This is a genomic window from Campylobacter ureolyticus (assembly GCF_027277485.1).
GTDB classification, from domain to species: domain Bacteria; phylum Campylobacterota; class Campylobacteria; order Campylobacterales; family Campylobacteraceae; genus Campylobacter_B; species Campylobacter_B ureolyticus_B.
In genome coordinates, this window is record NZ_JAPXGQ010000002.1 from 1 (window position 1) to 11779 (window position 11779).

At 29.4% G+C, this 11779-nt stretch carries 9 protein-coding genes and 1 pseudogene; 4 read left to right on the forward strand and 6 right to left on the reverse strand.

What is annotated here, in order from left to right; genetic code table 11:
- Positions 1 to 722: 722 nt before the first annotated feature.
- The 4 genes and pseudogenes from trmA to O6B72_RS01035 form a co-directional block, all read right to left on the reverse strand.
- Positions 723 to 1811 (reverse strand): annotated as a pseudogene (trmA, locus tag O6B72_RS01020) (tRNA (uridine(54)-C5)-methyltransferase TrmA); the annotation flags it as partial.
- Complete coding sequence (locus O6B72_RS01025; protein ID WP_269487454.1) at positions 1811 to 2566, reverse strand: SDR family NAD(P)-dependent oxidoreductase; 756 nt, start codon at positions 2564 to 2566, stop codon at positions 1811 to 1813. The pseudogene trmA and the gene O6B72_RS01025, both read right to left, overlap by 1 nt.
- The gene (locus O6B72_RS01030) at positions 2559 to 3761 is read right to left on the reverse strand and encodes an ankyrin repeat domain-containing protein (protein ID WP_269491962.1); all 1203 of its coding nucleotides are present in this window, start codon (positions 3759 to 3761) and stop codon (positions 2559 to 2561) included. The genes O6B72_RS01025 and O6B72_RS01030 overlap by 8 nt, the downstream gene beginning before the upstream one ends.
- A gap of 65 nt (positions 3762 to 3826) precedes the next feature.
- Positions 3827 to 6379: a bifunctional aconitate hydratase 2/2-methylisocitrate dehydratase gene (locus tag O6B72_RS01035; protein ID WP_269491963.1), complete on the reverse strand. Its 2553-nt coding sequence runs from the start codon at positions 6377 to 6379 to the stop codon at positions 3827 to 3829.
- Between the two features lie 93 nt (positions 6380 to 6472).
- On the opposite strand from O6B72_RS01035, the gene O6B72_RS01040 reads away from it, so the two are divergent.
- Together O6B72_RS01040 and O6B72_RS01045 are read left to right on the forward strand one after the other, a co-directional pair.
- Positions 6473 to 6922 carry a methylated-DNA--[protein]-cysteine S-methyltransferase gene (locus O6B72_RS01040; RefSeq protein WP_016647073.1) on the forward strand — a complete coding sequence of 150 codons (450 nt, stop codon included), beginning with the start codon at positions 6473 to 6475 and terminating at the stop codon, positions 6920 to 6922.
- Positions 6923 to 7025: 103 nt separating this feature from the next.
- Positions 7026 to 7844, forward strand: coding sequence for a transporter substrate-binding domain-containing protein (locus O6B72_RS01045; RefSeq protein ID WP_269491964.1), 819 nt, complete (start codon positions 7026 to 7028; stop codon positions 7842 to 7844).
- An 18-nt stretch (positions 7845 to 7862) separates the two neighbouring features.
- Here O6B72_RS01045 and O6B72_RS01050 read toward each other — a convergent pair whose 3' ends face one another.
- Entirely contained in the window at positions 7863 to 10001 is a 2139-nt protein-coding gene (locus O6B72_RS01050) for a heavy metal translocating P-type ATPase (RefSeq protein WP_016647075.1), read from the reverse strand.
- On the reverse strand, positions 10001 to 10201 hold the full coding sequence (locus O6B72_RS01055) for a heavy-metal-associated domain-containing protein (RefSeq protein WP_244078823.1): 201 nt from the start codon (positions 10199 to 10201) through the stop codon (positions 10001 to 10003). The genes O6B72_RS01050 and O6B72_RS01055 overlap by 1 nt, the downstream gene beginning before the upstream one ends.
- Positions 10202 to 10354: 153 nt before the next feature.
- On the opposite strand from O6B72_RS01055, the gene O6B72_RS01060 reads away from it, so the two are divergent.
- Both O6B72_RS01060 and O6B72_RS01065 read left to right on the forward strand, forming a co-directional pair.
- Entirely contained in the window at positions 10355 to 11083 is a 729-nt protein-coding gene (locus tag O6B72_RS01060) for a YebC/PmpR family DNA-binding transcriptional regulator (RefSeq protein WP_018713154.1), read from the forward strand.
- A gap of 17 nt (positions 11084 to 11100) precedes the next feature.
- On the forward strand, positions 11101 to 11589 hold the full coding sequence (locus O6B72_RS01065) for a peptidylprolyl isomerase (protein WP_269491966.1): 489 nt from the start codon (positions 11101 to 11103) through the stop codon (positions 11587 to 11589).
- Positions 11590 to 11779 lie beyond the last annotated feature (190 nt).

Here is an 11779-nt window from a genome sequence, read left to right on the forward strand (position 1 = left end):
TTTAAAATATCATTCTCCATTTCAACCTGTTTCAATTTTTTACGAAGTCTGATTATCTCTTTTTGTTTCGCATCCACATTATCAAAATGGTTACTCTAAGCAGCACACCAACTATTTATTTTTTGAGTTTTAAACTTTGGTAGAAGTCTTGAACTCTTTATATTTACATAACTATTTGCCTCTATCACTATTATGACACGAAACCCTGCACAATGATCTAAAATTTTCAATTCTAACAAGTCTTTTTCAGTATTTTTAACTTCATAAAAACCTCTTTGGCAATAATGCCTAATTCTTCTTTAGTTGTTAAAATTTTTTATTTTACCATCATCGTTCCCCTGATTTTCAATTAATCTTCTTAGGTTATATAAGAAGTACATATCTTTTTAATCTTAAAGTTTTTAAGTCTTAATTTTAAAATTTTCAATCTTAGATATTATTTAAATCATTCCAAAATGCTCTAAAGCATCTTCGATTGCTTTTTCTTTTTCTTCTGGGCAATTTGGCACTCTTTGATTTTCTTTCTTACTAAAATTATAATTTTCTCTCTCTATTAGACCATGTTTCCTTTTTATTTGTGCAATATATAGGCTTGAAACTTTTAGTCCGTATTTATCTAACACATACTTTTTAATTTCTCCATAAGTTGCGTCTTTTGAAAAGTCAATTTCAGATAATTCATCTTCCCCTATTTCTATATCTAAATGATGTTCTGTATTTAGTTTGGACAACAGAGCTACCGTCTCCACATGTTTTGTATGTGGGAACTGGTCAAATAATGCAAATTTGACAACTTTATGAGTTTTGCAAATTTCATCTAAATTTTCTTTTAAAGTTAGGGGATTGCAAGAAACATAGATGATATTTTCATAGTTTTTTATAAATTTTATAACTTCTTTGCTAAGCCCGGCGCGAGGTGGATCAACCAAAATATGGCTGATATCAAAACCGCTTAAATTTATATCTTTAAGCCTATTAAAACTTGCTCCATTAAACGCACTCATCAAGTCATTGCTATCCATTCGCAAAAACTCAATATTTGAAACGCCATTTAACTCGCAGTTTTTAAGTGCGTTTTTTATGGCATTTTTGCTTATTTCATTTGCCAAGACGGCTCTAAATTTGAAGCTTAAAGGTATTGTAAAATTGCCATATCCACAATACATCTCTAAGAGATCTTTTGGCTTATCAATGTTTTTTAAAACCCAGCTTATCATCTGTTCATTTACACTTTTATTTGGTTGGATAAAAGCACCACTTTCAAAAGTGTATTTAAACTCACGACCATTTATAAGCAAGCTTTCATGCAAATTTTCACTTCCAAAAACAAGCTTTTTGCCCCTACTTCTTGCTATCAAATTAACACCCAAAATTTGGCTTAAATTTGATAACTCATTTTGAATCTCTAAAATGTTTCTATGATATAACAAAATCACTAAAATATCATTTTTAGTTACGACAAACTCAGCTCCAAAAACTTTAAATTTCAGTTTATCGCTATTTTTTAACTCATTTAAAAGAGATGGCATTAAACTCGCTATTTTGCTATCAACTTTTAGGCACTCATCTACTTTTAAGTGCCTTTGTTTTGTGCCATTCATCGTGTAAAAAAGGTCGTTTTTTTCATGATATAGCCCAAACTCAGCTCTTATCCTATAGCCTGTTTTTGGCGATATAAAAAACTCAAAATCGCCGCTGTAAATTTGACTAAAAAGCTCTTTTATAAACTCTTTTTTATATGAAATTTGCTCATCATAAGGCAAGTTTAAAGTACAACTTCCACACTCACCTAAATGCTTGCAAAATCCCACTAATTAACTCTTTCGTGGAAAAATCCAGCCCAAGTTTGGGTTGTCGCCATAACTTCAAGAGAGTTGATATTGACATTTTTTGGCAAAATTGCACAACTATAGATAATCTGGGCGATATTTTCAGCTGTTATAAACTCGGTATTTTCATAGACTTTATCGGCTTTTTCTTTATCTCCTTTGAACCTAACAAGGCTAAACTCAGTCTTACAAAGTCCAGGTTCGATGTTTGTCACTCTTATGCCGCTTCCTCTTATGTCATTTCTTAAATTAAGACTAAATTGCTTGATAAATGCCTTTGTGCCACCATAAACATTTGAGCCTTGATAGCTCCAGTTTCCAGCAACAGAGCCAATGTTGAAAATATATCCACCCTTATTCATGAGTGGTAAAACCGCCTTTGTAACATATAAAACACCTTTTATGTTTGTATCAACCATAGTTTCTAAATCATCCATTTTTGCATCACCAAATTTATCCTGCCCCAGAGCCAAACCTGCATTATTTACCAAAATTTCAATGTTTTTAAACTCTTTTGGCAAGTTTTCAATGCTTTCAAAAATAGCTTTTTTATCCCTAACATCAGCGCAAATGGTGTGAGCTTTTACACCAAATTTGACAATACTATCCTTTAAACTATCAAGTCTTTCTTTCCTTCTTGCAAGTAAAATAGTGTTATAGCCATTTTTTGCAAAAAGCAAAGCAGTAGCCTCACCAAACCCAGATGTAGCGCCTGTTATTAATATATTTTTATTCATAATATTCTCCTAAAAAGTTATGTCTTTTAAGCCCTAAGCCCTCTAAATATCTTAAAACTTCTAAGTCGTTATTTTGCAGTGCAAAATCAGCTGCATTATACCCCATATCATCGACTTCATCTATATTTGCACCATTTTGGATTAAAAGCTTTATAATGTTTAAATTTGAATATTTTGCAGCGTGCATTAAAACGCTTTTTGAAGTGTGATTTAAAGCACAAAGGCTAAATGGTAAAGTTCCACTTGAACTAAGTGCTGTTTTTTCATAGTTTGAGATGATTTTTGAATTTACATCTGCACCATTTTGAATTAAAAAAGCAACTAGCCTTTCATCATTTAATTCACAAGCATAAAAAATTGGTGTTTTTCCAAAACTATTTTTATAATTTATCATAGCGCCGTTTTTAAGTAAAAATTTTAAAATATCATAGTTTTTTAATGCGTAAAAAAGAGTATTTTCATGTCCAAAATTTAAATTTGCACCCCAATTTATTAAAGTTTGTATAAATTCTTTATCTTTATTAAGTAAAATAGAAGTTTTTAATGCATTTGTAAGTTCTATTTCGGTTGGCTTATATGTGTAGAGATGATTAATTAATAAATTTATATCAAATTTTGTATTTAACAAAGATTTATTTAGCGTATCAATTTGATAGCTTTTAAAACTTCCAACAGCTGCTTTTAAATACTCATTAGCCACACGTGAGGCATAAAATATCGCACTTCCTTCATCATAACCTAAATCATCTTTATAATAATCCACAAGCATTGGAACAGCTACTTGATAAATGGAGTTAAAAAGATTAAATTTTTCGTAATTATCAAAACTTTGCAAAGCCCAAATTTGAAAATATTCTCTATTTTTATTTACTTCTAAATCGCTTGAATTTGCATCTTTTAAAGTAGTTTTATAAATTTCAGGTGTAAATAAAGCTTTATAAATAACAAATTGAAAATTTTGCCAAAAATTTATAGCTTCACTTCCATCACAATCAATATCAAGCCCTCTAATTTTGGCACTTACTTCTCTTAATGGCTCTAAAGATTTAGCCATATAAAAGCAATTTTCATCTTTTAAAAAAAAATCTTTATTTGAACTATTTGAGAAAAAATCGTTTGGGTTTTTTTTGATCTCATCGCAAATATTTGCATAAGAAAAAATGCAAAAAATAGCAAATATTAAAATTTTTTTCATAAAAACTCCAAATTTAAGATATATAATTTTACCTAAATTTAGCTAAATTTAGGTAAAAAGTTACTTTAAAATTTAAAATTTTCTTCTTCGTTAAAATTTAAATATCTATAAATTGATTTTTCTTTTCCTGCAAGTTTTTTTGGTACAATTTTCATATACTCTTCCACGCTTGGTATTCTTCCAAGGATTGCACAAACCGCGGCTAACTCAGCACTTCCAAGATATACTTTTGCTCCCATTCCCATTCTATTATCAAAATTTCTAGTAGAAGTTGAAAAAACTATCGCGCCATCTTTAACTCTTGCTTGGTTTCCCATACAAAGACTACATCCTGGAATTTCAGTTCTAGCTCCTGCTGCTGCATAAAGTGAGTAATATCCCTCTTCTTTTAGTGTTTTTTCATCCATTTTTGTTGGTGGAACGATCCAAAGTCTAGTTGGAATTTGACCCTCGCCTTTTAAAATTTCTCCCAAGGCTCTGTAATGACCGATATTAGTCATACAACTTCCTACAAAAACCTCATCTATATTATGGACTCTATTTTTATCGGCTAAAATTTCACTTATTGTAGCTACATCATCAGGATCATTTGGACAAGCTAAAATTGGTTCATTTACTTCATCTAAATTAATCTCTAAAATTTCATCATACGAAGCGTCTTTATCAGCCCTTAAAAGAGTAGGATTTTCAAGCCATTTAAGCATTTTTTCTTTTCTTCTTAAAAGTGTGGCTTTACTTTCATAACCAGCTTCTATCATCGCATCTATTAAGCTTATATTTGACTTTATATATTCTTTAACTGGCTCAATATCCAAATTTACAACACAAGCTGCTGCACTCCTTTCAGCACTTGCATCACTTAATTCAAAAGCTTGTTCGACTTTTAAGTTTTCAAGTCCTTCTATTTCTATAATTTTTCCAGCGAAAATATTTTTCTTATTCTTTTTATCTACCGTTAGAAGTCCTTTTTTTATAGCTGCGTATGGAATTACATTTACTAAATCTCTTAGAGTAATACCATCTTTTAATTTTCCTTTAAACCTAACTAAAACTGATTTTGGAACATTTAAAGGCATTTTTCCAGTAACTGCTGCAAATGCCACAAGTCCACTTCCTGCTGGAAAGCTAATTCCAATTGGAAATCTTGTGTGTGAGTCAGCTCCTGTGCCAACACTATCTGGTAAAACCATTCTATTAAGCCATGAATGAATTACTCCATCGCCTGGTTTTAAAGCCACTCCGCCACGACTACTCATAAATTTAGGTAAAGTTTTATGAGTTATGGTATCGCTTGGTTTTGGATAGGCTGCTGTATGACAAAAACTTTGAAGTACAAAATCAGCTCCAAAACCTAAACTCGCAAGTTCTTTTATCTCATCTTTTGTCATAGGTCCTGTAGTATCCTGACTTCCAACTGTTAGAGTGGTCGGCTCTATATACATTCCAGGAACAACACTTTCTAAATTACAGGCTTTTGCTAATATTTTTTGAGCCAAAGTTTGACCAAATTTATTTGATTTTGGTTGTATAGGCTTTATAAAAATATCTTCTTTTGGCATATTTAAAAACTCACGTGATTTTTCACAAAGTCCCTTATAAATAATCAGTGGTATTCTTCCACCTGCTCTAACCTCATCAAAAATAGTATTTGGACTTAAGCTAAATTTAGCGACAACTTTTCCATCTTTTTTTATCTCCCCATCGTATGGATAAATTTCTATCTCATCACCTGTATCTAAGCTAGTTACATCAGTTACTATTGGCATTGCACCACTGTCTTGGGCAGTATTATAAAAAATTGGAGCTATTGTTGAACCAATAATAATTCCACCTGTTTTTTTATTAGGCACTGCATTAATATCTTTTCCAATATGCCATTGAAGAGAGTTTATACCACTTTTTCTACTACTTCCAGTTCCTACAACATCTCCAACATAGGCGATATCTTTACCAATTTTTTTTAATTCATTTATTTTTTCAATACTTCCAGGAAGTCTTCTTACAAGCATTGCATTTGCATGAAGCGGGATATCACTTCTTGTAAAAGCTTCACTTGCTGGACTTAAATCATCTGTATTTGTCTCACCAGGAACTTTAAAAACAATAGCTTCAATTTTTTTAGGAATTTCAGATTTTTTTAAAAACCATTTAGCATTTGCATAAGACTCAATTACGCTTTTGGCAAATACATTGCCATGCTTTGCCAAATCCATAATATCATTAAAATAATCATGTAAAAATATGGTATTTCCTAATGCTTTAGCTGCAGCTTTTGCTATCTCTTCATCATTAGATTTTAAACATTTTATTAAAACAACAACATTATATCCACCAAGCATGGTCTCAAGTATATTAATTGCATCAAATTTTGTAATTCCATTAATTTTTAAATCATGATTTATAATTTCATTTAAAAATTCAGCTTTTATCTTAGCCGCTTCATCAACACCAGGATTTACTCTATTTTTTAAAATTTGTATTAATTTATCTTGATTTTTATCACCATTTTTTAAAGAATTAATTAAATCTTTTATCTCTTCTACATTTAAAGCAAGTGGTGGAACACCGAGAACACTTCTCTCATCGGCGTGTTTTTTATATTTGGTTAAAAAATCCATATTTATCCTTTTTAAAAATTAATTTTCCATATTTTCTTGTAATTGTAGCAAATTTAATATAATATAGTTATAAATAAATTTTTAAGGATAAAAGTGCAAAAAGTATATTTTAGAGCTGGTTTTATAAATTTAGAAATTTATGGTGATAACAATGGAATAAGTGAAATAAAATTTGTTAATTTTTATAAAAATTTATCAACAAATGATGAGAATTTAAAACTTTGTATAGATGAGTTAAGCAGATATTTTAAAGGAGAGCTTAAAAGTTTTAGCGTTAAGTTAAATATAATTGGAACTGAGTTTGAAAAAAATGTATATAATGCACTTTTAAAAATCCCTTATGGTCAAGTTAGAACATACAAAGAAATTGCTAAGTCTATAAATCACCCAAAAGCTTATCGTGCAGTTGGAAATGCAAACTCTAAAAATAAAATTCCTATTATAATTCCTTGTCATAGAGTTGTATCAAATAGTGGAATTGGTGGATATACGGGTGGAATTAGCATAAAGACAAATCTTTTAAAAATAGAGAAATATTTATAAATTTTATATATTATAACCATTTAATTAATTTTATTAAATTTACCTAACATTAACCATTTTTGCCATATACTTTGTTTTAGATTTTTTTAGAAAGGATGTTTTTATGAAGAGAATATTTTTTATTATTTTGTTTGGTTTTTGTGCTTTATTCGCAAGAAATCTAGAAGAAATCAAATCTTCAAATGAGATAAAAATAGGCGTTAGAACTGATTTTCCACCATTTAGCCAAATAAAAGATGGTGAATTTACTGGTTTTGAAGTTGAACTTGCAAAAGCCATAGGAAATAAAATATTAGACAATAAAGGCAAAGTTGTATTAGTCGGAGTTGAAGCAAAAGATAGAATTCCAATGCTTAAAAATGATCAAATCGACTTAATGGTAGCAAACTTTACAATGACAGATGAAAGAAAAAAAGCAGTTGATTTTTCATTCCCCTACTTACTAGACTTTATGGGAATTTTAGCCCCAAGCAATTCACATTTAAATAAACTTTCAAGCTTCAATGGTAAAAAACTTTTAGTTATTCCAGGAACTACCTCAGATGAGTTTTTAAAAGACAACAAAACTAAATTTAAAAACATTGAAGTAGTTAGCTGTGAAAACCTATATGATTGCTTAACAAAACTTAAAAACAATGAAGGTGATGGATATTTTCACACAGTATTTTCACTAGCAAACATAGCTGTTATAGATAATACATTTACTATAACAAATAAAGCTGTTGGACATCCTGACTATATAGCTTGCGGTATAAAAAAAGGTAATTCATCTCTTTTGAATGCAGTAAATAACGCAATCGTAGAACTAAGCAAAGAAAATTTCTTTACAAAAGCTTATGATGAGACTTTTAAGATTCATTATAAAGGAACAATTGATAAAAAGTATTTCTTAGTAGATGATATTTATAGAGTTTTTGGTTAAAAATTAAAGCTTTGGTTTTTACCAAAGCTTTAATCTAAGAGAATTTAACACAACACTAACTGAGCTAAAACTCATAGCAAGTGCAGCATAAACTGGACTTAGCAATAGTCCAAAACTAGCAAAAACCCCAGCTGCAAGAGGAATACATAAAGCATTGTAAAAAAATGCCCAAAAAAGGTTTTGTTTTATTATATTCATAGACCTGTTTGATGCTTTAATAAGTTTCAAAATTCCATTTAAATCATTATTTATAAGTAAAATATCGCCAGAACTTTTAGCTATATCACTTCCACTATTCATGGCAATACCACAATCTGCCTCTTTTAGCGAAAGTGCATCATTTACACCATCTCCAACAAAAACTGTAATTCCTTTTTCTTTTTGTTTTTTTACAATTTCAAATTTTTGTTCAGGCAAAATGTCACTAAAAACTTCTTTTATATCTAAATTTGAAGCGATAAAATTTGCAACTTTTTTATTATCTCCTGTTAGCATTAATGTATTAATTAAAGAATTATTTAAATTATTTATAGTTTCTTTTGATTCAGTTTTAATTTTATCACTTAAAATGATATAGCCTTCATATTTTTTATTAAAAGCTACCAAAATAACACCAAATCCATCATCTAAAAATTCTTTAAAGTCATTTTTATTAAACTCTACTCCATTTTCTAAAAGCAAAGTTTCATTGCCAACTATCAAATCATCAGTTTTTAAACCTTTGCCAACTAAATTTTCAAACTCTTTATTAAATTTTTCAAATTTTATATTTTGATCTTTAGCAAAATTAACTATTGCTTTTGCTATTAAATGTTCGCTCAAAGCTTCTAAAGAAGCAACTTTACTAAGTAAATCATCACTTAAATTTGTTTTAAAAACTTCAATTTTTCCATAGGTTAAAGTCCCTGTTTTATCAAAAATAACATTTTTAGTATCTTTTAAAATTTCCAAAACCTCTGGATTTTTTACTAAAACTCCTTTTTTTGCAAGAGAAGAAATAGCACAAACTATGGCTATTGGTGTTGCAAGTCCTAAAGCACATGGACATGAGATAACTAAAACAGAAATTGCACAAACTACTGCATATCCTAAATTTCCAAGTAAAAACCAAACTAAAAAAGTAACTAATGATATTAAAATAACAATAGGAACAAAAATATTTGCTATTCTATCAGCAAACCTTGAAATAGGCATTTTCTTTGCACTTGCTTCACTTAATAGTTTTGTCATTCGAAAAAGCAAGGTTTCGTGATTTTGTGTAGTTATTTTAATGCTTATTACACCATTTGTATTTAAAGACCCAGCATTTACGCTATCACCTACTTTTTTATAAATTGGCAAACTCTCCCCTGTTAAAATAGATGTATCAATCTCTGCACCGCCATCTACTATAACCCCATCTCTTGGAATTGTCATTCCATTTTTTACTAGTACCACATCGCCTATATTTAAAGTTGTAGCTAAGACTTCATCAGTTGTGCCATCTTCTTTTAACAAAATTGCCATTTTTGGTGTTAAATTTAAAAGTGATTTTATATAATCATCTGCTTTTGCTTTTGAGTTTTCTTCTAAAAATTTACCTAAACTAATGAAAGTTATGATCATTGCAGCTGATTCAAAATAAACATAATTAAGCTTGCTTGGTATTAAACTTGGAAATAAAAACGCAAAAGTTGAGTAAAAATATGCTGAAAAAACGCCCAAAGAAACTAAAACATTCATGTCAAAATTTCTATTTTTTAAAGCTCCAAAAGCATGTATAAAAAAATGTCTTCCGCAGTAAAATACAACTACTGTTGTTAAAATAAACTGCATTAATGAGTTTAAAAAACTATGTTTTAATCCCATATGTAAAATCATAACAATAATAGTTAGAAAAATTGATAATAAAAGAGTATTTTTCATACGTTTTAATGCATTTTGCTTTTTTAAAGCAAGTTCTTCATAATTTGTTGCTATTTCATAGCCTAATTTTTCTATCTTTTGTATTATTTTGTTTTTAACATCGTCATTTTCTATCTCAAATTCGCCTGAGTTTGCTGTAAAACTTACATTAGCATTTTTAACACCAGGTATTTTTTTAGTAACTTTTTCAACTGCGTTTGAGCAGTTTACACAAGTCATTCCCATGATATTTAGTTTAAAAATTTGAGACATTATTTTATCTCCTTAAGCACCTCAAAACCTAAATCCTTCATCTCATCGCAAAAATATTTTATTTTTTCATCATCTAAATCTAATGAAACTATGCCTTTTTCAACATCCACATCAACCTTGCCAAACTCATCTTCAAAATAATTTTTAATAGTATTTGCACAGTTTTGGCACTTTATATTTTTTACCTCAAAATTTTTCATAGAAATATCCTTTTTTTTAAATAAGATTTTAATTAAGCAATTATAATGCTTGTTATTAAATTGTTTTTTAATATTTTTATATGCTAAAATCAACGAAATTTTAAGTTTTTGTATGGTATAATTATACCTTTAAATTTTAAAAAGGATTTATTTATGGGAAGAGCGTTTGAGTATAGAAGAGCCGCAAAAGAAGCAAGATGGGGTAAAATGAGTAGAATTTTTCCAAAACTTGGGAGATCTATAACAATAGCTGCAAAAGAAGGCGGACCAGATCCTGATATGAATCCAAAGTTAAGAACCGCAATCGCTGCTGCAAAAGCACAAAATATGCCTAAAAACAATATTGATGCAGCTATAAAAAGAGCTAGTGAAAAAGATAGTCCTAATATCCAAACTATCCATTATGATGGCAAAGGACCACATGGATGTCTTATAATAGTAGAGTGTGCTACTGAAAACACAACAAGAACAGTTGCAAACATAAAATCTATTTTTGGAAAAAATGGTGGAGAGTTTTTACCAAATGGCAGTTTATCATATATGTTTTCAAGAAAATCAGTTTTTGAAGTAAAAATGCCAAAAAGAGATTTAGAAAGCGTTGAGCTTGATTTAATTGATTATGGAATGACTGAGATGATTGTAAACGAAGATGAAGAAGATGGTGGCGAGACAACTTTAATAATTTATGGTGAATATGAAAGCTTTGGAGAGCTAAACAATGGTATAGAAAAACTTGGTCTTGAAATAATAAACGGAAGCTTAAAATATATTGCAAACAATAAACAAGAATTTAGCGACGATGAACTTGAAGAGATAGAAGTTTTGATAGACAAACTCGAAGAAGATGACGATGTACAAGAGGTTTATACAAATATAGCGTAATAAAATAAAGGATAAAAATGGAAAAATTAAAAGTTTTTGATATAGATAAAGATGAGTTAGCAAAATATAAATTTGCTCTGATTAAAACTGAAAAAGGCGATATTAAATGTGAACTTTATCCAGATGAAACACCACAAACTGTAATGAATTTTGCAAGCTTAGCAAAAAGTGGCTTTTATGATGGGCTAAATTTTCACAGAGTTATACCAAATTTTGTTATTCAGGGTGGTTGTCCTTTTGGCACCGGAACTGGAGGTCCAGGATATAGGATCAAGTGCGAATGCGATAACCAAACTCACAAACACGAAAGAGGAACTCTTTCTATGGCTCATGCTGGACGCGATACTGGCGGAAGTCAGTTTTTTGTCTGCCACTTGGCTCAACCTCATCTTGATGGTGTGCATACAGTTTTTGGAAAAGCCATTGATGAAGAGAGTTTAAAAGTACTTGATAGCATAAGAGTTGGTGATAAGATAAAAACTATCGAGATAAAAGAGAGTTTATAAACTCCAACTTTAAAATAATTAAAAAAGAGTTACTTTAATTGTGGCTCTTTTTACCACATTAAGCTTTTTAAAAAATGTTTAAAATTTTTAATAAATACCAATTTTGCAAATATAAATTTTAAAAAGCATAGTTTTAGCTCTTTAAAAAATATATCATAAATTAAATTTAATAGTTAGCGATTTTATGGTA